Source organism: Plantibacter sp. ME-Dv--P-122b, from assembly GCF_030209375.1.
Lineage (GTDB): Bacteria > Actinomycetota > Actinomycetes > Actinomycetales > Microbacteriaceae > Plantibacter.
The window spans coordinates 211,291-234,371 of the sequence record NZ_JARVSC010000003.1; the positions used below are offsets into that span (position 1 = coordinate 211,291).

The 23,081-nt window shown below is 71.3% G+C and carries 18 protein-coding genes; 11 read left to right on the forward strand and 7 right to left on the reverse strand.

What is annotated here, in order from left to right; translation table 11 throughout:
* Position 1: 1 nt before the first annotated feature.
* Both QRN19_RS05780 and QRN19_RS05785 read right to left on the reverse strand, forming a co-directional pair.
* Positions 2–1,336 carry a M1 family metallopeptidase gene (locus tag QRN19_RS05780; RefSeq protein ID WP_285025800.1) on the reverse strand — a complete coding sequence of 445 codons (1,335 nt, stop codon included), beginning with the start codon at positions 1,334–1,336 and terminating at the stop codon, positions 2–4.
* The gene (locus tag QRN19_RS05785) at positions 1,336–5,340 is read right to left on the reverse strand and encodes a Pls/PosA family non-ribosomal peptide synthetase (RefSeq protein WP_285025801.1); all 4,005 of its coding nucleotides are present in this window, start codon (positions 5,338–5,340) and stop codon (positions 1,336–1,338) included. The genes QRN19_RS05780 and QRN19_RS05785 overlap by 1 nt, the downstream gene beginning before the upstream one ends.
* A gap of 159 nt (positions 5,341–5,499) precedes the next feature.
* Here QRN19_RS05785 and QRN19_RS05790 point away from each other — a divergent pair, with 159 nt between their 5' ends.
* The gene (locus tag QRN19_RS05790) at positions 5,500–6,834 is read left to right on the forward strand and encodes an aminotransferase class III-fold pyridoxal phosphate-dependent enzyme (protein WP_502928032.1); all 1,335 of its coding nucleotides are present in this window, start codon (positions 5,500–5,502) and stop codon (positions 6,832–6,834) included.
* A 207-nt stretch (positions 6,835–7,041) separates the two neighbouring features.
* Here QRN19_RS05790 and QRN19_RS05795 read toward each other — a convergent pair whose 3' ends face one another.
* Together QRN19_RS05795 and QRN19_RS05800 are read right to left on the reverse strand one after the other, a co-directional pair.
* Entirely contained in the window at positions 7,042–7,872 is an 831-nt protein-coding gene (locus QRN19_RS05795) for a DUF3097 domain-containing protein (protein WP_071262446.1), read from the reverse strand.
* Between the two features lie 120 nt (positions 7,873–7,992).
* A complete protein-coding gene (locus QRN19_RS05800) occupies positions 7,993–8,739 on the reverse strand; it encodes a gamma-glutamyl-gamma-aminobutyrate hydrolase family protein (protein ID WP_285025803.1) in 747 nt (248 codons plus the stop codon).
* 294 nt (positions 8,740–9,033) lie between these two features.
* On the opposite strand from QRN19_RS05800, the gene QRN19_RS05805 reads away from it, so the two are divergent.
* The 5 genes from QRN19_RS05805 to QRN19_RS05825 all read left to right on the forward strand — a co-directional run bounded on the left by QRN19_RS05805 (position 9,034) and on the right by QRN19_RS05825 (position 14,674).
* Positions 9,034–11,067, forward strand: coding sequence for a TPM domain-containing protein (locus QRN19_RS05805; RefSeq protein ID WP_350224027.1), 2,034 nt, complete (start codon positions 9,034–9,036; stop codon positions 11,065–11,067).
* 74 nt (positions 11,068–11,141) lie between these two features.
* Positions 11,142–11,915, forward strand: a complete 774-nt coding sequence (locus QRN19_RS05810) for a PspA/IM30 family protein (protein WP_285025805.1) — start codon at positions 11,142–11,144, stop codon at positions 11,913–11,915.
* 79 nt (positions 11,916–11,994) lie between these two features.
* Positions 11,995–12,855: an arginase family protein gene (locus tag QRN19_RS05815; protein ID WP_285025806.1), complete on the forward strand. Its 861-nt coding sequence runs from the start codon at positions 11,995–11,997 to the stop codon at positions 12,853–12,855.
* On the forward strand, positions 12,852–14,267 hold the full coding sequence (locus QRN19_RS05820; RefSeq protein ID WP_285025807.1) for a dihydrolipoyl dehydrogenase family protein: 1,416 nt from the start codon (positions 12,852–12,854) through the stop codon (positions 14,265–14,267). Before QRN19_RS05815 ends, QRN19_RS05820 begins: the two co-directional genes overlap by 4 nt.
* A complete protein-coding gene (locus tag QRN19_RS05825; protein ID WP_285025808.1) occupies positions 14,264–14,674 on the forward strand; it encodes a Fe-S oxidoreductase in 411 nt (136 codons plus the stop codon). Before QRN19_RS05820 ends, QRN19_RS05825 begins: the two co-directional genes overlap by 4 nt.
* A gap of 46 nt (positions 14,675–14,720) precedes the next feature.
* On the opposite strand, the gene QRN19_RS05830 is transcribed toward QRN19_RS05825, so the two are convergent.
* A complete protein-coding gene (locus tag QRN19_RS05830) occupies positions 14,721–15,176 on the reverse strand; it encodes an SIP domain-containing protein (RefSeq protein WP_285025809.1) in 456 nt (151 codons plus the stop codon).
* A gap of 273 nt (positions 15,177–15,449) precedes the next feature.
* Here QRN19_RS05830 and QRN19_RS05835 point away from each other — a divergent pair, with 273 nt between their 5' ends.
* From QRN19_RS05835 to QRN19_RS05855, 5 genes are read left to right on the forward strand one after another with little or no spacing between them, the layout of a single operon-like run.
* The gene (locus QRN19_RS05835) at positions 15,450–16,958 is read left to right on the forward strand and encodes an ABC transporter substrate-binding protein (protein WP_285025810.1); all 1,509 of its coding nucleotides are present in this window, start codon (positions 15,450–15,452) and stop codon (positions 16,956–16,958) included.
* Positions 16,955–17,914, forward strand: a complete 960-nt coding sequence (locus QRN19_RS05840) for an ABC transporter permease (RefSeq protein WP_285025811.1) — start codon at positions 16,955–16,957, stop codon at positions 17,912–17,914. The genes QRN19_RS05835 and QRN19_RS05840 overlap by 4 nt, the downstream gene beginning before the upstream one ends.
* The gene (locus tag QRN19_RS05845) at positions 17,911–18,822 is read left to right on the forward strand and encodes an ABC transporter permease (protein ID WP_285025812.1); all 912 of its coding nucleotides are present in this window, start codon (positions 17,911–17,913) and stop codon (positions 18,820–18,822) included. The genes QRN19_RS05840 and QRN19_RS05845 overlap by 4 nt, the downstream gene beginning before the upstream one ends.
* Complete coding sequence (locus QRN19_RS05850; protein ID WP_285025813.1) at positions 18,819–19,607, forward strand: ABC transporter ATP-binding protein; 789 nt, start codon at positions 18,819–18,821, stop codon at positions 19,605–19,607. Before QRN19_RS05845 ends, QRN19_RS05850 begins: the two co-directional genes overlap by 4 nt.
* Complete coding sequence (locus QRN19_RS05855) at positions 19,600–20,385, forward strand: ABC transporter ATP-binding protein (RefSeq protein WP_285025814.1); 786 nt, start codon at positions 19,600–19,602, stop codon at positions 20,383–20,385. The genes QRN19_RS05850 and QRN19_RS05855 overlap by 8 nt, the downstream gene beginning before the upstream one ends.
* A 33-nt stretch (positions 20,386–20,418) precedes the next feature.
* Here the strand turns inward: QRN19_RS05855 and QRN19_RS05860 are convergent, their stop codons facing one another.
* Both QRN19_RS05860 and QRN19_RS05865 read right to left on the reverse strand, forming a co-directional pair.
* Positions 20,419–21,372 (reverse strand): oxygenase MpaB family protein, encoded by a 954-nt coding sequence (locus tag QRN19_RS05860; protein ID WP_285025815.1) that lies wholly within the window; start codon positions 21,370–21,372, stop codon positions 20,419–20,421.
* 244 nt (positions 21,373–21,616) lie between these two features.
* Positions 21,617–23,047 carry an amidase gene (locus tag QRN19_RS05865; protein ID WP_285025816.1) on the reverse strand — a complete coding sequence of 477 codons (1,431 nt, stop codon included), beginning with the start codon at positions 23,045–23,047 and terminating at the stop codon, positions 21,617–21,619.
* Between the last annotated feature and the right edge of the window lie 34 nt (positions 23,048–23,081).

Here is a 23,081-nt window from a genome sequence, read left to right on the forward strand (position 1 = left end):
TTCAGTCGACGGGGAACGGCGGGAGCGCCTCCTGGAAGAGCCACGCATCGAGGAGCGGCTCGACCGGTGCCGGTGCATGTCGATCGGCCGTCCGGATGAAGTCGTCCGTCGACACGCTCGCGTGTCGGAAGGACGCCGCCCAGTCACGCAGGAGGTCGAAGAACGCCTCGTCGCCGAGCAGTCGGCGCACGGCGTGCAGGGCGATCGCGCCCCGCTTGTAGACCCGGTCGTCGAACATGTCCGCAGGTCCCGGGTCGCCGACGACGATGTCCTGCGGCGCCCGTCGGAGCGCCGCGTAGTGCGCGCGAGCACAGGCGTCGGCGGTCTCGGCCCCCGACTCCTCCGACCACAGCCACTCGGCGTAGCAGGCGAAGCCCTCGTGCAACCAGATGTCCCGCCAGGTGGCGATCGTCAGGCTGTTCCCGAACCACTGGTGGGCGAGCTCGTGCGCGATCAACCGCTCCGAACCGCCGACGCCGTCGACGTGGTTGCGGCCGAACACGCTCACGCCCTGCGCCTCGAGTGGGATCTCCAGCACGTCGTCGGTGACGACGACGCCGTAGCTACCGAAGGGGTAGGGCCCGAAGGCGCGCTCGAAGCACGCCAACATGTCGACCTGGTCGGCGAAGTCGTGTCGGAACCGCGCGGTGAGGTCGCGCGGCAGGTGTGCGACCACCGGCACCGTGGTCGTCGCGACCCGAGCGCTGACGGCGAGCCGCTGGTACCGGCCGATCTGCACCGTCGCGAGGTAGGCGGCCATCGGTTCGGGCTGCTCGTAGACCCAGGTGGTCCGGCTCGCGCGTGCGACCCGCGACATCAGCTCCCCGGGGGCGACGACCGTGTACGCCGACGAGGCCGTGACACTGATCCGATAGGACGACTTGTCCGAGGGGTGGTCGTTGCAGGGGAACCAACTCGATGCGCCGCACGGCTGGGACGCCACGATGACGCCGTCCTCGAGTTCCTCCCAGCCGATCTCGCCCCACGGGCTGCGCACGGGACGGGGCGCACCCGAGTAGCGGACGAGCACGGAGAACTCGGCGCCGTCCGCGATGGTGCTCCGCGGCGTCAACGTGAGCTTGCCCGAGCCGTGCGTCCGCTTCGCCTCGGCCCCGTCGACCTGGACCCGGGTGACGCGCAGCGCAGCGAGGTCGAGCGAGAACCGCGTGAGCTCCTCCGTCGCGACAGCGGTGAGCCGAGCCGTCCCGGACAGGGCGTTCCGGTCGACGTCGTAGTCGAGCTCCAGCTCGTACCGCACGACGCGGTAGCCACGATTCCCGCTGGAGGGCGTGTAGGGGTCGCCTGCGCTCCGCAGACGGGCGAGAGCCTCCCCCATCAGGACGCGACCTGGGGCTCCCGGTACTCCGCCGTCGTCACCTCGCGCCACGGGCCGATCGGGTTGCCGCTCCATCGGGTGCCGGCCGGAACGCGTTCGCCGCGCATGACGAGCGAGGCCGGTCCGACCGTCGCGTCGTCGTCGATCCGCGCTCCGGGGAGGATGACGCTGTGCGGCCCGAGCGTGGCACCCGATGCGAGTTCGACCTGATCCATACTCATGATTCGATCATGGAACAGGTGCGTTTGCACAACGCAGCCCCGGTTGACGGTCGCGCCGTCGCCGAGTTCGACGAGGTCGGCCTCCGGAAGCCAGTAGCTCTCGCACCAGACCCCGCGGCCGATGCGGGCTCCGAGCGAGCGCAACCACCAGGTGAGGGCGGGGGTGCCGGTGGCGGGAGCCGCGAACCAGGGTGCCGCGACCATCTCGACGAAGGTGTCGGACACCTCGTTGCGCCAGATGAACGAGGACCAGAGCGGGTGCTCCCCCGCGCGGATCGGGCCGACGATCACCCATTTGGCGACGGTCGTGATCCCCGCCGCGACCGCGCCGGCGGCCAACAGCACGGCTCCGCTGACGGCGATCGCCACGCCGAGACCCCAGGTGTCGGCGAACCAGGCGAGCGTGAGGAGCACCAGGAGTGCGATGCCGGTCGTCACCATGACCGGGACGATGCGACAGAGCTCCCACAGCGCGCGGGCGATCCGGAGCCGGAGCGGCGGGTCGTAGGTCCGGTCGAGATCGGCGTCGGACACCTGCCGCCGGAGTCGCATCGGGGGGCTCCCGAGCCAGGACGAGCCGGACTTGGCCTTGCGCGGTGCGGCCGACAACACGGCGACGAGCCCGTTCTTCGGGACGTGCATGCCGGGCCCCGCCATGCCCGAGTTGCCGAGGAAGGCGCGCTTGCCGACGGACGCTCCGGCGATCCGCATCCACCCGCCGCCGAGCTCGTAGGACGCCACCATCGTGTCGTCCGCGAGGAAGGCACCGTCACCGACGGTCGTCATCCGCGGGAGGAGGAGCACCGTGGACGCTTCAACGTTGCGCCCGACCTTCGCCCCGAGCAGGCGGAGCCAGACGGGTGTGAAGAGGCTCGCGTACAGCGGGAAGAGGAGGGTGCGCGCGGCGTCGAGGAGCCGCTCTGTGGCCCACACCTGCCAGCCGACCCGACTGCGCACCGGGAAGTAACCCTCGCTGAGACCGAGGCCGAGCAGCCGGACCAGACCGATCGTGCTGATCGCCAGGACGACGAACCACACGAGGGTGGCGACGGGCACCCAGAGGAGCGCGCGCCAGGAGAACTCGAGCAGACTCGTCGCGCCCGAGGCACCGGCCGCCACGACCACCGCTGCGAGGACGAAGGCGAGGAACGGCAGCACCGACAGCAGCGCCGATCCCGCGCCGTACGCGAACAGCCAGCGTCGACGCCGCGGGGGGCGTTCGGTCGGCCAGACCGGTTTCGCCTTGCCGACGCGGACGGCGGGCGACCCGGACCACAGGTGTCCGGAGGGGACGCGGCCGAAGACGGACGATCCTGGCGCGATCTCCGCACGCTTGCCGATCCGGGTTCCGGCGAGCAGGGTGCTGCGAGCGCCGACCGTGCTCTCGGCGCCGATGTGGACGTGGCCGAGCCGGAGCGTGTCGCCGTCGACCCAGTAGCCGCGGAGGTCGACCTCGGGCTCGATCGATGCGCGCGCCCCGACGGTGAGGAACCCGGTGACGGGCGGCACGCTGTGGAGGTCCGCGTCGGCACCGATCTTCGCGCCGAGCGCCCTGGCGTAGCCCGAGATCCACGGGGCACCGGCGAGACTCACCGCGCCGACCGTGTCGGCGACGCGTTCGGCGAGCCAGAGTCGCACGTGGACCGAGCCACCGCGGGGGTAGTCGCCCGGGCGGACGCCGATGAGGAGGAGCTTCGCGGCGACGACGGAGATCGCCATGCGCCCGATCGGGGTGATGACCACGAGGAACCCGAGGGCGATCCACCACCAGGAGACCATCGGCAGGTACGGTACGTCGGCGACGTGGCCGAGCACCCGGCTGCCGGCGAGGAGGTACACGAGCCACCGGAGGCCGACGAGGATGAGGAGCGGGACACCCAGGAGGGTCTGCGCCCACTGGGTCCCGAGCGGCGTCGGGAGCACGGGGTCCGCGACGGCCGCTCGGCTGCGCCGCTCGGGGCGTCGTCCGTCGAGTTCGGCTGCCATCGCGCCGAGTCGGGGGTGTCCGTAGATGTCGGCGACCGTGAACTCGGCGTCTCGGGTGCGGATGAGCGAGACGAGCTGTGCGGCCGCCAGGCTCCCGCCGCCCAGGCTGAAGAAGTTGTCGCTCTCGGCCGTGACCCGGACACCGAGGACGGCCGTCCACTGCTCGGCGAGCCATGCGGCGGTGCCCGACAGGGTCGAGGCGTCCTCGCCGTCGGCGGTGTCGAGCGGCCACGGCAGCGCGGCCCGGTCGACCTTGCCGGAGGTGCGGGTGGGCAGCTCTCCGACGACCGCGAGGAGCGGGACGAGCGGTGCCGGGAGCTGCTCGCGGAGGGTGCCGAGGGCGCTCTCGACGGAGAACCCGTCGCGGTCGGGCACCGCGAGGTACCCGACGAGGACGGCGTTCCCGGCGGCGGTGCGCTGGACGGCTGCTGCCGCACCCGAGACGCCCGGCAGCGCCTGCAGGGCGGCCTCGATCTCGCCGAGTTCCACGCGCCGACCGCCGATCTTCACCTGATCGTCCGCGCGCCCCTGGAACACGAGTCCTGCGGCCTCGTAGCGGACGAGGTCGCCGCTCCGGTACGCCCGCGACCACCCGATGCTCGGCATGGACGCATACCGTTCGGCGTCCTTGGCGGGGTCGAGGTACCGGGCGAGTCCGACGCCGCCGATGATGAGCTCGCCGACGCCGCCCTCCTCGACCGGGACGCCCTCGGCGTCGACCACGGCGAGGTCCCAGCCGTCGAGCGGCAGTCCGATGCGCACGGGCTGTTCGCCGGTCAGCAGCGCAGCACAGGCCACGACGGTGGCCTCGGTGGGTCCGTAGGTGTTCCAGACCTCGCGGCCGTCCACGGCCAGCCGGGCTGCGAGCTCCGGCGGGCAGGCCTCGCCGCCGAAGATGAGCATGCGGATGTTCTCGAGGGACTCGGCGGGCCACATCGCCGCCAGCGTGGGCACCGTCGAGACCACGGTGATGCCCTTCGCGGTGAGCCATGGGCCGAGGTCCATGCCACTGCGGACGAGCGAGCGCGGCGCCGGGACCAGACACGCGCCGTGTCCCCAGGCGAGCCACATCTCCTCGCAGGACGCGTCAAAGGCGACGGACAGCCCGGCCAGCACGCGATCACCGGGTCCGAGCGGTTCCGCCTGAAGGAAGAGCCTCGCCTCGGCGTCGACGAACGCGGCGGCAGAGCGGTGCGAGACGGCGACGCCCTTCGGCGTGCCCGTCGAGCCGGAGGTGAAGATGATCCAGGAGTCGTCGTCGAGTCGCGGTGGTTCGAGGACCGGGATCGCCCGGGTGCCCGGGTGGGGTGCGGCGCCCGTCGCGAGCTGCACCCGGTCGGGATCGGCACCGTCCTCGCCCGGGTCCGCCACACCGTGGCGGGAGCGCTCGAAGACACCGCCGTCGACCAGGACGCCCACGACGGCCGCCTCGCCGAACACGAGTCGTGCCCGCTCCTCCGGGTCGTCGGCGTCGACGGGCACGTAGGCCGCTCCGGTGAACAGGATGCCGAGGATCCCGAGGTAGAGGTCACGGGTGCCCGAGGCGATCCGGACACCGACCCGGTCACCGCGGCGGACCCCGGCGGCGAACAGGCCGGCCGCGACCCGCTCAGCGCTGAGGACGAGCTCGCGGTAGCTGAGCGCTCCCTCCGCGTCCTCGATCGCCGAGGCCTCCGGGTTCGATGCGGCGACGTCACGGAGGACGTCGAGGAGGGTGCGTTCGGCCGGTGCGCGCACGCCGCCGAGCAGCGCGGGCTGCCGCTCGATGAGGAGGGCGGTGCTGGTGTCGGCGTCCATACGCGATCCCCTGTCGTCCGGCTGTTCAGCGCCGCCAACGGTAGGCAGCGCGCATGGACGGTTGGTGAACACCAGTCAACCGCCAGATGTCGTGGAATCGTCGGCGACGCTCCGTCGGCCCCCGGCATCCTCGGAGGACGCGCGCCTACCATGGCCTGCATGACCATCGACTACTCCGTGCCCCAGGAACGCCAGCTCGTGACCGCCATCCCCGGCCCCCGATCGCTCGCCCTCACGGAACGGCGCCGCCGCGCGGTGTCGCGCGGTGCCGGCAACCTCGCGCCGGTGTGGATGGACCACGGCTCCGGCGGCATCCTCGTCGACGTCGACGGCAACCACATCATCGACCTCGGAACGGGTATCGGCGTGACGACCATCGGGCACGCCAACCCCGACGTCGCCGCGGCAGCAGCCGAGCAGGCGACGAAGCTCACGCACACGCTCTTCACCGTGACGCCGTACGAGAACTACCTGCGCGTCGCGGAGAAGCTGTCCGAGATCACGCCGGGCGACTTCGAGAAGCGCTCGATCCTCTTGAACTCCGGTGCCGAGGCCGTCGAGAACGCGGTGAAGATCGCGAAGAAGTACACCGGTCGTCGCGCGATCGTCGCCCTCGACCACGCCTTCCACGGACGCACGAACCTGACGATGGCGATGACCTACCGGCCGGCACCCGAGCGCCTCGGGTTCGGCCCGTTCCCCGGCGAGATCTACAGCGTCCCGCTCTCCTACCCCTTCCGCGACGGACTCGACGGACCGGCGGCTGCCGAGGCGACGATCGACTACATCGAGCGGCACATCGGTGCGAGCGAGGTCGCGGCGTTCTTCGCCGAACCGGTCCTCGGCGACGGCGGCATCGTCATCCCCGCGCCCGGCTACTTCGCGCGCATCAGCGAGTGGTGCACCGAGAACGGGATCGTGTTCGTCGCCGACGAGATCCAGGCCGGCATCGGCCGCACGGGTGCGTGGTACTCGATCGAGCACCACGGTGTCGTGCCCGACCTCGTCACGAGCGCCAAGGGTATCGCCGGCGGTTTCCCGCTGTCGGCCGTGACCGGGCGTGCCGAGATCATGGACGCCGTCCAGCCGGGTGGCATCGGCGGTACCTTCGGCGGCAACCCCGTGTCGACGGCGGCCGCGCTCGCGACGTTCGAGGTCATCGAGCGCGAGGACCTGCTGGGCGAGGCCCGTCGGGTGGAGGCGACCCTGCGCTCCCTCATGGGTGACTGGGCCGAGCGCTTCGACATCGTCGGCGAGGTCCGGATCATCGGTGCGATGGCCGGCGTCGAGTTCGTCGTCCCCGGCACGAAGCAGCCGCACCCCACGGCGCTGCAGACGGTCATCGACGCGGCGATCGCCCAGGGTGTGCTCGTGCTCGACGCCGGCTCCTGGGACTCGGTGCTGCGACTCCTCCCGAGTGCGGTCATGTCCGACGAGCTCCTCCGCGACGCGGTGTCCGTCCTCGAGGACGCCCTGGGTCAGGTCGCCGCCTAGCGGCAGCGGTCGCCAGCGCGGTGCGCTGACGCGAGCGCGGGTCTCCGGCCGCCGAACCCTTCCGGCAGCGCGGTGCGCTGACGCGAACCCACACGAATCGGCGCGGGCGCGGCCCGGGCGCGTGAGCGCGGGTCTCCGGAGGGGCGCGCTCGAGGCTGTGCCCCGCGGTGACGTCAGCGCACCGCGCTGGCGCAACCGACAAGCGGGTCAGTCGACGGTGACGAAGTCGATGAGCTGCTCGACGCGACCGAGGAGCTCCGGCTCGAGGTCGTTGAAGGTCCGGACCTGACCGAGGATGCGCTTCCAGGCACGGGCGATGTCGGCCTGCGAGTCGTGCGGCCAGCCGAACGCCTGGCAGATGCCCTTCTTCCACTCGATGGAGCGAGGGATGGTCGGCCACTCGCGCAGGCCGACCCTGGCCGGCTTCACGGCCTGCCAGACGTCGACGTACGGGTGCCCGACGATGAGGACGTTCCGGCCGTTCGGTCCGGCCATGACGGCATCGGCGATCCGCTGCTCCTTCGAGCCGGGGACCAGATGGTCGACGAGGACACCGACACGACGGTCGGGGCCCGGCCGGAACTCGGCGAGCGCGGCGTCGAGGTGGTCGACGCCCGCGAGGTATTCGACGACGACGCCCTCCACGCGGAGGTCGTCGCCCCAGACCCGCTCGACGAGTTCCGCGTCGTGGCGACCCTCGACGAAGATCCGGCTCGCACGAGCCACCCGAGCGGTCGTCTCCACCGCGAAGGAGCCGGAGGCGGTGCGCGCCCGCCCGGTCGGTGCACGCTTCGGCACGACGAGGACGACGGGCTCACCCTCGAGGAGGAACCCTGCCCCCATGGGGAACACACGTCGCTTACCGCGGTAGTCCTCGAGCTCGACCGTCTTCGCCTCCACGCGCGTGATCGCGCCGCAGAAGCCGCCGAGTTCCTCGACCACGAGGTCGGTCACCGCCTCGACCTCACGGGCCACCACACGGTTCTTCTTCCGCCAGTCCCCCGCGAGGACGTCCTGACCGTACCTGTCTTCGAACACCCGTCAACGCTACGACAGCACCGTCCACAACGCAGGAGCGTCGCGGCGTGGCGACCCCGCCGGCTGTCTGGACGAGCGGACACGCCCGGGGCGTCCTGAGTTGCGAACCGGAGAGCCGGTTCAGGCTGCGGCGCGCTCGGCCTCGCGGGCGAGACCGCCGAGCAGGAGCCCGAGCTGGTCGTCCACGGTGCCCGGGTCCTCCGGGTGCCACTGCACGCCGGTGATCGGCAGGGTGCGGTGCTCGATCGCCTCGACGGTGCCGTCGGAGGCCCAGGCGACGGCGCGGAGGCCTTCGCCGAGCTCGCCGACCGACTGGTGGTGGGCGCTCTGCACCTGGAGGTGACGGGCACCGAGTCGGAACGCGAGGGCACTCGAGGGGTCGAGCTCGACCTCGTGCGGGGTCATGCTCTCATCGACCGGGACGCCCTCGTTGCGGTGGGCGCTGTGCTCACCGAGATCCTGCACGAGCGTCCCGCCGAGGGCGACGTTGATGATCTGGTGACCGCGGCAGATCCCGAGCAGCGGTGTGCCCCGCTCGGCGGCGCGACGGGCGACCGCCAGCTGGGCGCGGTCGGCCTCGGGGAAGTGCTGACCCTCGGCGCGGTAGCCGGTGGTGCCGCCGTAGTGCGCGGGATCGATGTCGGCTCCGCCCATGATGACGACGGCGGAGGCCCCGTCGGTCGAGGCGAGGAGCGCATCGGTGCCGAGATCGTGCGCGGCCAACCGGGTCACGCGCCAGCCGACCCGTTCGGCGGCGGCGATGGTCCGTCCGACGAGGATCTGCACGTACTCGTGGTACGCCTGGTCGTCCTCACGGAACCTGGTGACCTCGACGAGCGCCAGCATGGGTGAGACGTGTCCTTGCATGATGCTCCTTCCAGGGGTTCCGTGCCGTGACTCCACCAGTCTCGCCGGGCCCGTCGTCCCGCGCGAGCGCCCGCGTCATGGTCGGTAACAGAGTCACTGCCGGCGACCGTGAACCTCCGTCACCGCCGTATAGCACAGCTCCGGTTCGGTGCGCTCGCTGGGAGCCCGCTGTAGAGATGTCGAGGGCCCGGACCTAGACTCGGAACCGAGCCGCGGGTTGGGGCTCCAGGGTCCGAACGAGTGACGAGGTGGCCGATGCGGGTTCGCTGGGCGGTATCGATCTGGGCGTTCTGTGTGGCTGTACTCCTCGGAGCGGGACCCACCGCCGCCTGGGCTGAGAGCCCGGTGCAGCTCGGGGCCGGGCGCGTGTCCGACAGCGCGGGGGTCCTCAGCAGCGGCGAGGTCACCGACATCACGACCGCTGTCGACGACCTGGCCGCGGATTACGGCGTCGACCTCTGGGTGGTCTACGTGCCGACCTTCACCGACCCGAGCGACGCCGAGTCCTGGGCGAACCAGACCGCGAAGGACAACAACCTCGGACCGAACCAGTACCTGCTGGCCGTGGCGACCGAGGACCGCGCCTACTACCTCTCCGGCGACGCCAGCGGACCGGTGAGCGGCGACCAGCTGACCGAGATCGAGCAGCAGCGCATCCTGCCGCAGCTGCGTGACGAGAACTGGGCCGGGGCCGGGGTCGCCGCCGCCGAAGGCCTGGGTGCCGCCGTCGGCGGCGGATCGATCGGAGGCACCGGTGGCGACTCAGGGGGCTCAGCCGGGTGGCTGACCATCCTGCTGATCGTGGTCGTCGCCGTCGTGGCCGTCGCACTCCTGGTCGTCTTCCTCCGCCGGCGACGCGCTGCGAACGGCGACGGCGCGGTGACCGCGGGCCGGCAGGGGGCACCGGTCGACCCGCTGACCACCGCACCGATCCCCGAGCTCGAACGACTCGCCGGCAGTGCGCTCGTCCAGACCGACGACGCCGTCCGGACGAGCGAGGAGGAGCTCGGCTTCGCGACCGCCTCCTACGGCGAACCGGCCACGGCCGCGTTCACCGCCGCTCTCGCCGGGGCGAAGGACGACCTCTCGCAGGCCTTCGCACTCAAGCAGCGGCTCGACGACGCCGAGCCGGACACGGAACAGCAACAGCGGGACTGGAACCTCCAGATCATCCGGCTCTGCGAGCATGCGAACCACGTGCTCGACGAACAAGCCGCCTCCTTCGACGAACTCCGCGCGCTCGAGAAGAACGCACCCGCCGCGGTCGAGGAGCTGCGAGCCAGGGCGACCGCGGCCGGACCGACGGTGACGGCCGCGCAAGACGCGGTACACGCCCTGCAGACGCGCTACAGCCCCGACGCCCTCATCACCGTGATCGACAACCCGGCACAGGCGACCGAGCGACTCGCCTTCGCCACCGCGGCGATCTCGGACGCAGCTGCACGGCTCGCCACCGGAGACTCGGGCGAGGCCGCCGTCGGCATCCGCGCCGCGGAGGAAGCGCTCGACCAGGCCACCCAGCTCACCGGGGCCGTGAAGCGGCTGCAGGCGGACCTGACGACCGCCGAGCAGCACCTCGCTGCCCGACTGGCCGAATTGGACGGGGACGTCGCCGCGGCGGGCGGCCAACCTGACCCGACCGGCACCCTCGCCGCAGCGGTCGCGAGCACCACCGCGACGGTCTCCCAGGTGCGCGGCGCGCTCGGCGCACCGAACAACCCGATCACCCTCCTCGCCCGCCTGGACGCGGCGAACACGCAGATCGACGGTGCTCTCCAGGGGGTGCGCACCGCGGCGGAGCAGCGACAACGCGCCGCAGCCGCCCTCGGGCAGACCCTGCAGACGGCGGGCGCGCAGGTGTCGGCCGCAGAGGACTTCATCGTCTCGCGGCGCGGAGCCGTCGGCCCGGAGGCCCGGACGCGCCTCGCCGAGGCCGGCCGCACCCTCGTGCAGGCCCAGGGCCTCGCCGCCACCGACCCGACGCAGGCGCTCTCCCTCGCACAGCGCGCCAACTCGCTCGCGAGTCAGGCGGTGCAGCTCGCCCAGGCCGACCTCGGGCAGTTCCAGAGCCGGTCGGCGGGCGGACTCGACGGCATGTTCGGCGGGGGCCAGGGGCAGCAGGGTGGCAACGGGATGCTCGGTGCCGTCCTCGGCGGCATCCTGATCAACTCCGTCCTCGGCGGCGGCGGGTCCCGTTCCGGCGGCGGCATGTTCGGCGGCGGAGGATCGAGCGGCGGCATGTTCGGCGGCGGCTCCGGTCGCTCACGCAGCGCCGGCAGCTTCGGTGGCGGCGGCACCCGTTCCCGACGCGGTGGCGGTCGCTTCTGATCCGCTTCACCACCCACATCATCACCGGACACCGACCGACACGACCTAGCAGGACACGAGAGAGGAACCACACCATGGCAGAGAAGCAGTCCATCTTCGGACGCATCGCCCAGCTGACCAAGGCCAACATCAACGCGCTGCTCGACTCCGCCGAGGACCCGCAGAAGATGCTCGACCAGATGGTCCGGGACTACACGAACTCGATCGCCGACGCCGAGAGCGCGATCGCCGAGACGATCGGCAACCTCCGGCTCCTCGAGCAGGACCACGAGCAGGACGTCGAGGCGGCCTCCGAGTGGGGCACCAAGGCGCTGGCCGCGAGTCGCAAGGCCGACGAATACCGTCAGGCGGGCAACGCCGCGGACGCCGACAAGTTCGACAACCTCGCGAAGATCGCGCTCCAGCGCCAGATCGGCGCCGAGAACGAGGCCAAGCAGGCCGAGCCGCAGCTGGCGTCGCAGACGAAGGTGGTCGAGCAGCTGAAGAACGGCCTCAACGGCATGAAGGCGAAGCTCGAGCAGCTGAAGACGAAGCGCAGCGAGCTCGTCGCCCGTGCCAAGACCGCCGAGGCCCAGCGCAAGGTCGCGGATGCGGTCGGCAGCATCGACATCATGGACCCGACGAGCGACCTGAGCCGCTACGAGGACAAGATCCGCCGCGAGGAGGCGAAGGTGCTCGGTCAGCAGGAGCTCGCCGCCTCGAGTCTCGACGCGCAGTTCAACGACCTCGAGGACCTCGGCGAGCTGACCGAGGTCGAGGCCCGCCTCGCCGCGCTGAAGGGCGGCGGCTCCACGTCACCCGCGATCGAGTCCTCCGGCCCCGAGTACACGCCGAACGCCGGCCAGTAGTGCCGATCCGACGGGCCCTCGGGACCTCCCGAGGGCCCGTCGCCCTCGCCCCCTCGCACCGTCTCCAGGAAGGCACCGCATGACGAAGTTCGTCGTCGTCCCCCAATGGCAGGGCTCCGGCTCGTCCAGGGCCATGCAGTTGATCGATGGAGCCGAGGCGATCCGTGGCGACCTGCCGACGGCGGCCACGACACTCGTCCACGTGCCGACCGAGGCCGGCGAGGCTCTCGATACCGACATCCGGCGCGCGAGTTCCCTCGTGACGACCGCGGAACTCCAACGTCAGGCGCTCGTCGGGATCGACGAGCCCGTCATCACCATCGGTGGGGACTGCGGCGTCGAACTCGCGTCGGTCGGTGAGGCCCTCCGACGCGACCCCGGCATCGCCGTCGTCTGGTTCGACGCGCACGGCGACCTCAACACCCCGCTCAGCTCGCCGTCCGGGTCGTTCAGCGGCATGGTCGCCCGGGCGCTGACCGGCGAAGGCGCCGCGATGCTGCTGCCCGAGGCCCCACTCGATCCCGCCCGGCTCGTCCTCGTGGGGGTGCGCGACCTCGACGACGGCGAACTCGCGCATATCGACGAGCGAGGCATCCCCATGGTCTCCTCGGTGATGACGAGCGCCGCCGAGGTGGTCGCTGCCGTCGAGGCGACGGGCGCCGACCGCGTCTACCTGCACGTGGACGTCGACGTCCTCGACCCCGCCGTCATCGCCGGCGTCAGCTCGGCCGTCCCCTTCGGTCTCGAACTCGGCACCCTGCTCGACTGCATCACCGCCCTCCGCGCCCGATTCGGCTTCGCCGGAGCCGGGGTCACGGGCTTCTCGCCCGGCTCCCCCGACGCCGCAGCCGACGACCTCGGCACCATCCTCCGCATCATCGGCGCGATCAGTCGCGAACCGAAACCCGACAGCACCAACCCGACAGGAGTCACCCCATGAGCCGTACCGTCGATCTCGTCGTCATCGGAGCCGGACCCGTCGGCGAGAACGTCGCCGACTACGCCCACAAGAGCGGCCTGAGCGTCGTCATCGTCGAGAGCGAACTGGTCGGCGGCGAGTGCTCCTACTGGGCCTGCATGCCGTCCAAGGCCCTCATCCGCTCGGGCGCCGCGCTGCGGGCCGCGAAGCGCACGGGCGGAGCCATCCCCGAGGACACCGCGCTCGACCCGCTCAAGGTCCTCGCGCGACGGGACTCGTTCACGAGTGACTGGTCGGACGACGGCCAGGTCGAGTGGCTCGAGGGCGCCGGCATCGAGCTGGTGCGCGGGCACGGTCGTCTGACCGGTGAGCGTGAGGTCACCGTGACGGCCGCCGACGGCTCGACGACCGTGCTCACGGCGACGCACGCCGTCGCGGTCTGCACCGGCTCCGCCGCACTCCTGCCCGACATCCCCGGGCTGGCGGCGGTGGAGCCGTGGACGAGCCGCGAGGCCACGAGTGTCCAGTCCCTGCCAGCGTCCGTCGCGTTCCTCGGTGGCGGTGTCGTCGCCGTCGAGCTCGCGACCGCTTACCGCTCACTCGGGGTCGACGTCACGCTCGTCGCCCGCAGTGGCCTGCTCGGCAACACCGAGCCGTTCGCCGGCGAGCTCGTCGAGTCCTCCCTGCGTGAACTCGGCGTGACGATCGTGCACGCCTCCCCCACCGCCGTCTCCCGGGCTGCCGACGGTGCCGTCACGCTCGAGTTCGACGACCGGGACGCGGTGACGACGGCGGAACTCGTCGTGGCCACCGGACGGACGCCACGGACGGACGACCTCGGGCTCGAGACCGTCGGCCTGGAACCGGGTACCTGGATCGAGGTCGACGATCAGCTCCTCGCTCACGGCAGCGACTGGCTGTACGCCGTCGGCGACGTCAACCACCGGGCGCTCCTGACACACCAGGGCAAGTACCAGGCACGCGCCGCGGGTGCGGTCATCGCGGCACGGGCGAACGGCGAGGACGTCGACACCAGCCCGTGGAGCGACCACGCGGCGACCGCCGACCATCGTGCCGTGCCGCAGGTCGTCTTCTCCGAACCGGAGGTCGCCGCCGTCGGACTCACGGCCGCGCAGGCCGAGGCGGCGGGGATCGACCACCGGGTCGTCGACTACGACCTCGGTGGCATCGCGGGCTCCAGCCTCCACGCCGACGGCTACACCGGGCAGGCGAGGATGGTCGTCGACGAGGAGCGCGGGGTGATCATCGGGATGACCTTCGTCGGTCAGGACGTCGCCGAACTCGTCCATGCTGCGACGATCGCCGTCGTGGGTGAGGTGCCGCTGCACCGTCTCTGGCACGCGGTTCCGTCCTACCCGACGATGAGCGAGATCTGGCTGCGACTCCTCGAGACCTACCGGAGCGGTGCGTGACCCGTCCCGGCGACGTCGACGAGGCGCGGAGCCGTCGTTCCGGCGGCCCGTGGCTCGACTCGCCCCTCAGCCGGATCGGGTATTGGTACGCCACGCTCACCGGGCTCGTCTGGGGCGCGCTCTGGAGCACCGGTCCGGTCGAACGGCGGGGCGGGATGATCGTCTTCCGCGGGATGCCGTCGTGGACGTTCGGCCGAGGTGGCTCATGCGTCGGTGGCGTGTATCTCACCGACCGGAACGTGTCGACCCGCGTGCTCGAACACGAGGCGGTGCACAAGCGGCAGTGGCAGCGGTACGGCATGCTCTTCCCGCTGATGTACGCCATCGCCGGTCGTGATCCGCTCCGGAACCGGTTCGAGATCGAAGCCGGTCTCGAAGCGGGCGGCTACCTGCCGAAACGCCGCTGACGAGCGTCGCGGCGTCCTCGCGACGGCGCTTCGGAGTGAAACCGCGTCAGTGCGATGCGCGCTCGACCGAACGCGAGCGCTGACGCGCACCGATGCTCGCGAGGGTCATCCTGAGGTCGTTCCGGAGGCCCGAGAGGTGCTCCGTCTCGCCGCCGATCCACACGTGGTAGTCGGCCGCGTCGTGTCCGTCGACGTCGAGCATCTCGCTCGCCCAGGCCCGGGTCGCTCGCGCGACGGCCTGACCGCGGGCGCACCGGCTGCCCGTTCCGGGTTCCCCCGAACGCGCTGCGCGGACGAGCCACGTCACGACGACGCGTCCCGGCGAGTCGAGCGTGGTGATGGAGGCGGCGTCGTCGACCTCGACGAACACCTGGCCGCGGGCGCAGATGGGGAGGAGCGCGAGCACGTCAGCCAACTCGCTGATCGACGATTCGTCACCCGCGAGCAGCACGTGCCGTGCGTCCGCGACGGCGAACTCCGCCGGATCCTCGAAATAGCTCACGCAATCAGTATAGGCGAGCCTAAGCTCACTTCGATCCCCTGCGCAGGGTCTTCCAAGGCGGTGGAGCACATCACGATCCGATCACTCTGTGACGCCCCCAGACACCCTGGCTGGCACCACACACGTCAACTGGGTACGCTCGCTGGAGCCCCAGCGATGCGGCTTTCCGGACGCGGTCCAGTATTGACGCGACCCACGCGGGAATGCCCGCTGCCCGGAACCGGTTGTGCGTCTCCAGATGCCGGCCACTCCAGCATCCCCGAAAGGACCTCCATGCGTCATCGTCAGCTGCGTCGTCAGCTCCTCACCGCCGCGATCGCGGTCACCGGCGCCGCCCTCGTCCTCACCGGCTGCGCAGGCCCGGCCGCGACGCCGACGCCCGACGCCGACGCGACCCTTCGGGTCGGCCTCGTCCTGGAGCCCTCCGACCTCAACATCCGCACCACCTCGGGTGCCGCGCTCGATCAGATCCTCATCGACAACGTCTACCAGGGGCTCGTGTCCCGCACCGAGGACAACCAGATCGTCGACACGCTCGCGAAGAGCCACGAGATCAGCCCCGATGGCCTCACCTACACCTTCGTCCTCCGCGACGGCGTGACCTTCCACGACGGCGCCGCACTGACCGCGGCCGACGTGGTCGACTCCATCACGCAGGTGCAGCAGGACCCGACGTTCGTCGACAACGTGGCGCTCCAGAAGGTCGCCTCGATCACGGCCGTCGACGACTCGACCGTGCAGTTGCAGCTCACCTCGCCCGACTCCAACCTGTTGTGGACCCTGACCGGTCGCGCAGGAATCGTGCTGGAGTCGGGTGCCACCAACGACCTGTCGACGACCGCCAACGGCACCGGCCCGTTCACCCTGAAGACCTGGAAGCAGGGCGACAGCATCACCTTCGATCGGAACGCGAAGTACTGGGGCGACGCTCCGAAGGTCAAGGAGGTCGTCTTCAGCTACATCCCCGACGCCTCCTCCGCCGTCAACGCCACCCTCGCCGGCGAACTCGACGTGCAGACGGCGCTCGACGCGAACCTCAAGGACCAGATCACGCGCGCCGACGGGTTCAGCATCACCGAAGGCAAGACGACCGACAAGTACACCCTCGCGTTCAACAACCAGCGCGCTCCCCTGAACGATCCTCTCGTCCGGCAGGCGCTCCGCTCCGCCATCGACCACGCCGCGATCGTCGAGGCCGTCGGCGGCGCCGCGGTCGAGCAGTACGGACCGATCCCCGAGCTCGACCCGGGCTACGAGAACCTCAGCGAGCTCGTCACGTACGACCCTGACCAGGCGAAGGCGCTGCTCGCCCAGGCCGGCCAGGAGAACCTGTCGCTGACGCTCACGATCCCGAGCTTCTACGGCACCTCGGTGGCCAACGTCCTGGTGTCCGAGTTCAAGGCCATCGGCGTCACCCTCACGGTCAAGAGCGTCGAGTTCCCGACCTGGCTGAACGACGTCTACACCAACAAGGACTACGACCTCAGCTACGTGAACCACGTCGAGGCACGCGACTTCCAGAACTGGGCGAACCCGAACTACTACTTCGGCTACGACAACGCGCAGGTCCAGTCGCTCTATGCTGAATCCGTAGCGGCGACCGACCCGGCCGTCGCAGCCCAGAAGCTCAAGGAGGCGGCGTACCTCGTGTCGAAGGACAACGCCGCCGACTGGCTCTACACCGCGATCACCCTCACGGTGGTGCGCGACGGCGTGACCGGCTTCCCCGTGGACTCGGTCAACTCGCGCATCAACCTGGCGAAGGTCGCCGTGACCGGGTGACCCGGTTCATCCTGACGAGGCTGGTACTCCTCCTCGTCGGGCTCCTCGCCGCGAGCGCCCTGATCTTCTTCACCATCAGGGTGCTTCCGGGCGACGTCGCCCAGGTCATCGCCGGAACGGACGCGACGCCGGAAGCGGTCGCCGCGATCCGCGAACAGTTGGGGCTCGGCCAGCCCGTCCTCCTGCAATACCTGGACTGGATCGGCGGATTGCTCCGCGGCGATCTCGGGAACTCGCTCGTCACAGGCACCCCCGTGGCGAGCGAACTCGCCCAGAAGGCGCAGGTCACCGTTCCGCTCGGCATCATGGCGCTCGTGATCGCCCTCGCGTTCAGCGTGCCGCTCGGGGTGTTGGCGGCCGTCCGCCGCACCCGCGCGACAGGCGTCGTCATCTCCTTCGCGTCGCAGGGACTCGCCGCCATCCCGGTCGTCTGGGCCGGCATGATGCTCGTGCTCCTCTTCGCCGTCGTGCTCGGTTGGCTCCCCGCGCAGGGCTTCCCGCGCGCGGGCTGGAACGATCCGCTGGTGGCGATCCGCGCCCTCCTCCTCCCGGCGATCACGATCGGCGTCGTCGAGGGTGCGGTCCTGCTGCGCTTCGTCCGTTCCGCGGCCCTCGACGCGATCGGCCAGGACTACGTGCGGACCGCGGCGGCGAAGGGGCTGACCCGTTCGCAGGCACTCATCCGCCACGGGCTGCCGAACGTGGCGCTCTCGGTCGTCACCGTGCTCGGGCTCCAGGTCGCCGGGCTCATCGTCGGCAGCGTCATCATCGAACAGCTCTTCACCCTGCCCGGCATCGGGCGCATGCTCGTCGCCGACGTCGGCAACCGCGACCTCGTGAAGGTGCAGGGGGAGCTCCTCGTCCTCACCGGGGTCGTCCTCGTGATCGGCGCCGTCGTCGACGTCGTCCACCGTCTCGCGGACCCCCGCCTCCGAGAGCGGGAGCGGACCACATGACCGCCCGTCGGGATCACCCGCGTCGGCGCGCGGGATCAGGCGGACTCCGCACGCTCGTGTCCAGCCCGGCCGGCGTGTTCGGGATCGTCGTGGTCACCCTGCTCCTCCTGAGCGCAGGCGTCTCCTTCCTCTGGACGCCGTACGACCCCCAGCTCACCGATCCGTTCGCGAAATGGCTGGCTCCGTCGCCGGCCCATCTGCTCGGCACGGACGAGGTCGGACGCGACATCTTGAGCCTGCTGCTCGTCGGTGCGCGGGTGACCGTGGCCGTCGCGATCGGTTCCGCAGTGGTCTCGACGGTCATCGGAGTCGCCCTCGCCGCCCTCGGTTCGCTCACGCGGCGCTGGGTCCGGGAGACGGTCGCGGTCGTGATCGACATCCTCATCGCGTTCCCGACGCTGCTCATCGCCATGATGATCGCCTCGGTCTTCGGGGGCTCGCTGTGGGTCGTCATCTGGGCGGTGGGCATCAGCTTCGGCGTGAACATCGCCCGGGTGACCCGCCCCGAGATCCGCCGGGTCTCGCACAGCGAGTACGTGCTCGCCGGCAAGGCCGCCGGTCTCGGACCGGTGAGGAACCTGACGCGGCATCTGCTGCCAAACGTCGCACCGGTGTTCATCGTCCAGCTGTCGTGGTCGATGGCGGTCGCGGTCCTCGCCGAGGCGGGCCTGTCGTACCTCGGCTACGGCGCCCCCTCCAGTGTCCCGTCGTGGGGTCGGATGCTGAGCGAGCTGCAGACCTACCTCGCCGTGCACCCGCTGTCGGTGCTGTGGCCGGGACTCGCCATCACCATCACGGTGCTCGCCCTCAACCTGCTGGGAGACGCCCTGCGGGACGCGACCGATCCGACCCTCGGTCGCCGAGGTCCCGCCTCGACCCCCACCTCGCCCCAGGGGGTGACCGCATGAGTCTCGACGTCCAGGACCTCGTCGTCACGCTCGGTGGTCGCCGGGTCGTCGACGGCGTCAGCTTCAGCGTGCCCACGGGCGCACGGTTCGGCCTCATCGGCGAGTCCGGATCCGGGAAGTCGCTGACGGCGCTGGCGATCCTCGGACTGCTCCCGGACGGCGCCTCGGTCAGCGGGAGCATCCGCTGGCAGGGCGAGGAACTCCTCGGACGCGACGACCGCGAACTCGCACGGATCCGCGGCCGTGAGATCGGGATCGTGTTCCAGGAACCTCGGACGGCCCTCAACCCGATCCGCACCATCGGACGTCAGATCGGCGAGCCGCTCCGCATCCACGAGGGGCTGTCGAAACGGGAGGCGCTCGACCGGGCCGTCGAACTCGCCGCGCGGGTCCGTCTGCCCGACCCCGAGCGCATCGTCCGGCGGTACCCGCACCAGCTGTCGGGCGGGCAACGTCAGCGGGTCGCGGCCGCCATCGCCCTCGCCTGTGGGCCGGCCCTCCTCATCGCGGACGAACCGACGACGGCGCTCGACGTCACCATCCAGTCGGAGATCCTCGGCCTCTTCGAACGCCTCGTGAGCGAGACCGGGGCGTCCCTCGTCTTCATCACCCACGACCTCGCGGTCCTCTCCCGGATCGCCAGCGACGCCGTGGTGCTCGCGCAGGGGAAGGTCGTCGAGGCCGGGCCCGTGGCGCAGCTGCTCTCGACGCCGGTGTCGCCCGTGACGCAGCGGCTGTTGGCCGCCGCCAAGACCATGAGCTGGAAGGGCGAGGACGATGACTGAGCCGCTGCTCCGCGCCCAGGGCCTCGGGCGGGTCTACACCACCCCGCGGGAGTCGCTCTTCCAGCGCCCGAGCCGCACCGTCGCGCTCCACCCCAGCGACCTCGTCGTCGCCCCGGGTGAGGCGGTCGGGATCATCGGCGAGTCCGGTTCCGGCAAGTCGACGCTCGTCCGCCTCCTGCTCGCACTCGACACCCCGAGCTCCGGCACGGTCGAGTTCGACGGCCGTCCCGTCAGCGCCACGGCGAGCGCCAGGAGTCTGCACTGGTTCCGTCGACAGACGGGCGTGGTGTTCCAGGACCCGTACGCGTCGCTCGACCCGCGCATGAGCGTCGGGCGGATCGTCGCCGAGCCGCTCTCGGCGCTCGGGATCGAGGGCGACCACCGTTCCAAGGTCCGCGCGGTCCTCCGGCTCGTCGGGCTCGACGCCGACGCAGCCGACCGCTTCCCGCACGAGTTCTCCGGTGGTCAGCGCCAGCGCATCGCCCTGTCGCGCGCGATCGTCCACCGCCCGCGCCTCCTCGTCGGCGACGAACCGCTCAGCGCGCTCGACGTCACCGTCCGCGCACAGATCCTCGAGCTGCTCGGCGGGCTGCGGCAGGAGCTCGGGCTGGCGATCGTGCTCGTCTCGCACGACATCGGCGTGGTCCAGCATCTCTGCGACCGGGTCGTCGTCATGCGCGACGGGGCGATCGTCGAGGAGGGCCCGGTCGCCAAGGTCCTCAGTCGGCCCTCGCACCCGTACACGACCCAGCTGCTCGCCTCGGTCCCCCGCCTCTGACGCCGTCCCGGTCTCTGAGCCTGTCGAAGGGCCTCAGGCCGGCGGGTCCGCCAGCCGCCGGTGGCGGCGCAGGGCCGCGCGCTGGCTCGGTGACTCACCGTGCAGGACGAGCCCCACGATCCACAGGACGACCCGGGTCGCCGTCACGACCGGCAACGGGATCGGGCCGAGGTGCGCGGTGCGGAGCCCGAGGATGCGGCGGTACTCGGGTGGGATCGTCGCGACGGCTCCCGCGAAGAGGATCCCGTAGGCGGGGAGCAGCGAGCGGTCGAGCGGCGGTCGACGGAGGAACGCCAGAGTCTCGTCCACCCGCGGGCCGCCGGTCAGGTCGCCGGCGTCGAGGTACCCGCGCAGCTGCCTTGCCAGTTCGGCCTCCGAGCGGGGCGGGTCGACGACGCCCATGAGCTCGCCCGCGAGCGCCCAGTCGGCCACATAGGCGTCCGCACCACCGGGGATCCGGCCGCCCCAGGTCTGTCGCACGCTCAGGAAGGCGTCGGTGAACGCCAGGTGCACCCAGCGCAGAAGGTCCGGGTCGTTGGCCGCGTACGGGCGCACCACGCCATGGGCGTCGAGGTACTCCCCGACGACGCGTTCGTGGAGTTTGAGCACGTGGTCGCTCGTCCGGCGCGCCGTGTCACGGTCGCCGTAGGTGACGGTGAAGATCCAACGGATGGTGCCGTCGAGCCGTCCGAGGGGGTCCTCCCGGTACCGGGACCAGTCGTGCACGCCGGCGAGCGCCCCGGGATGGGCCGCCTGGAGGAGGAGCGCCCGGATGCCGGCGACCATGGTCTCGACACCGCCGTGCACCGTCCAAGCCGCGGAGTCCGGCGTGAAGAACCCCGTGTCGGTGCCGTCCTCGAGATCGAGCGTCCACTGCGGCGGACGGTCCTGCTCCACCGCGAAGACCGCGAGGATGCGTGAGCGGAGCCCGGCGAGCAGGCGAGTGCGCAGGCGGGAGACCGGTCGCCGTCCAGTGCCGACATCCACCACTCGATCGTCCTCCACTCGCCGTCACGACGAGCCTACGTCGGGATGCGGGCACCCGGACCCGTAGCACGTCCTGTTCGACGTCGCCGCCGACCCACCGACGAACTCGGCTCCGGGGGCGGTGATCGGTCGGTCCGCCTGGACCGGGCCGCCTGTGCACCCGAGGCGCACCGGGAGGGACGGGGTCCGGCCGCGACATCACATCCCGTCATACGCCACCCGGCGACGCGAGGGCGACGGACGGTCAGCGGGCGACGGACGGGACGCGGTCCTGCCAACGCAGTCGCCGCTCCAGTTGCGCACCGAGGGCGAGCAGGGTCGCCTCGCCTCCAGGACGCCCGATCAGCTGGACGCCCATCGGCAGCCCCTCGGACGTCTCGTGCACCGGGAGCGTGATGGCCGGCAAGCCGGTCGCGTTCACGAAGGAGGTGTGCGGCGCGTAGCGCACCTGCTGCTCGAAGTTCAGCTCGGGCGAGCCCTGGTCGTACCACCCGATCGGCCGTGGGGTCTGGGCGAGCGCCGGCGTGATGATCGCGTCGAACGGCGCGAACTGCGCGAGGACGCTGCGCTCGAACCGGTGGAGACTGGCGAGTGTCTCCATGAGCCGGGTCGCAGACAGCGCCCGACCGCGCTCGACGAGGGACCTCGTGATGGGTTCGAGGAGCGCCAGCTCCGCCTCCGACGATGCCGGGACACCGGCCGCTGAAGCCTGCCAGATCGTCGTGAAGTCGGCCGGGTACCGTTCAGCGTCGCGCAGGGTGAGCTCCTCCAAGCCGTGCCCCATCGCGGTGAACGCCCGGGTGGCGACGTCGACGGCGGCGCGGGCCTCCGGGTCGACCGCCAGCTCGAAGGCGCTGTCCCAGGGTGAGCCGTCGAGGACTGCCAACTGGAACCGGCCCTCGCCGCGCACGGCGTGCCCGAGCAGGGGTCCGTCATCGGCGTCGGGTGCTCGCAGCGTGAAGTGATGGTCGATGCGGCCATGGACGCGCTCGATCATCGCGTCGAGCAGGAGCGCCGCGTCGGCGACGGTCCGGGCGATCGGCCCGGGGACGACGAGGCCGGCGAGTCGGTCGACACCGGAACCCGCGGGGACGAGCCCCCTCGTGGGCTTCAGGCCGACGAGCCCGCAGGCGGCCGCCGGGATGCGGACGGAGCCGCCACCGTCGGAGCCGGGGGCGAACGGGAGGAGCCGCGCGGCGACGGCGGCTGCGGCCCCGCCACTCGATCCGGCCGCCCCACGGTCGAGGGCCCACGGGTTCCGCGTCGGCACCCCGTCGAGCGGCTCCGTGTAGCCGTAGAGCCCGAACTCCGGAGTCGAGGTCTTCCCGAGGCTCACCGCACCGGCCCGGTCGAGGACGCCGACCAGCTCGTCGTCGGTGGTGGCGACCACCTCAGCGGTGAGCCGGGACCCGAAGCGGACGGGCTGACCGGCACGGGACACGAGGTCCTTGTCGCCGATCGGGAGTCCCCACAGCGGTGCGGTCCGCGGAAGCGCCTCGACCTCCTCCACGCGTTCTGCGAGCGATCCGGCGGCGACCGAGGTGAAGGCGCCGATCGCGTCGTCGAGGCGCTCGATGCGGTCGAGGTAGTGCCGCGCCAGCTCCGTCGGTGAGACCTCGTCCCGCTGCAACGCCTGCCACTGCTCGAGCGCCGTCAGCTCGTGGAGTTCCGCCATGCGACCAGCCTAGAGGCGTGTCGGTCCCTGCCCG

Excerpts from the sequence above, each read along its gene's own strand:
- QRN19_RS05780 (WP_285025800.1), bottom strand. The coding sequence starts at position 1,336 with ATGGGGGAGGCTCTCGCCCGTCTGCGGAGCGCAGGCGACCCCTACACG.
- QRN19_RS05785 (WP_285025801.1), bottom strand. The coding sequence starts at position 5,340 with ATGGACGCCGACACCAGCACCGCCCTCCTCATCGAGCGGCAGCCCGCG.
- QRN19_RS05790 (WP_502928032.1), top strand. The coding sequence starts at position 5,500 with ATGACCATCGACTACTCCGTGCCCCAGGAACGCCAGCTCGTGACCGCC.
- QRN19_RS05800 (WP_285025803.1), bottom strand. The coding sequence starts at position 8,739 with ATGCAAGGACACGTCTCACCCATGCTGGCGCTCGTCGAGGTCACCAGG.
- QRN19_RS05810 (WP_285025805.1), top strand. The coding sequence starts at position 11,142 with ATGGCAGAGAAGCAGTCCATCTTCGGACGCATCGCCCAGCTGACCAAG.
- QRN19_RS05815 (WP_285025806.1), top strand. The coding sequence starts at position 11,995 with ATGACGAAGTTCGTCGTCGTCCCCCAATGGCAGGGCTCCGGCTCGTCC.
- QRN19_RS05820 (WP_285025807.1), top strand. The coding sequence starts at position 12,852 with ATGAGCCGTACCGTCGATCTCGTCGTCATCGGAGCCGGACCCGTCGGC.
- QRN19_RS05835 (WP_285025810.1), top strand. The coding sequence starts at position 15,450 with ATGCGTCATCGTCAGCTGCGTCGTCAGCTCCTCACCGCCGCGATCGCG.
- QRN19_RS05845 (WP_285025812.1), top strand. The coding sequence starts at position 17,911 with ATGACCGCCCGTCGGGATCACCCGCGTCGGCGCGCGGGATCAGGCGGA.
- QRN19_RS05850 (WP_285025813.1), top strand. The coding sequence starts at position 18,819 with ATGAGTCTCGACGTCCAGGACCTCGTCGTCACGCTCGGTGGTCGCCGG.
- QRN19_RS05855 (WP_285025814.1), top strand. The coding sequence starts at position 19,600 with ATGACTGAGCCGCTGCTCCGCGCCCAGGGCCTCGGGCGGGTCTACACC.
- QRN19_RS05865 (WP_285025816.1), bottom strand. The coding sequence starts at position 23,047 with ATGGCGGAACTCCACGAGCTGACGGCGCTCGAGCAGTGGCAGGCGTTG.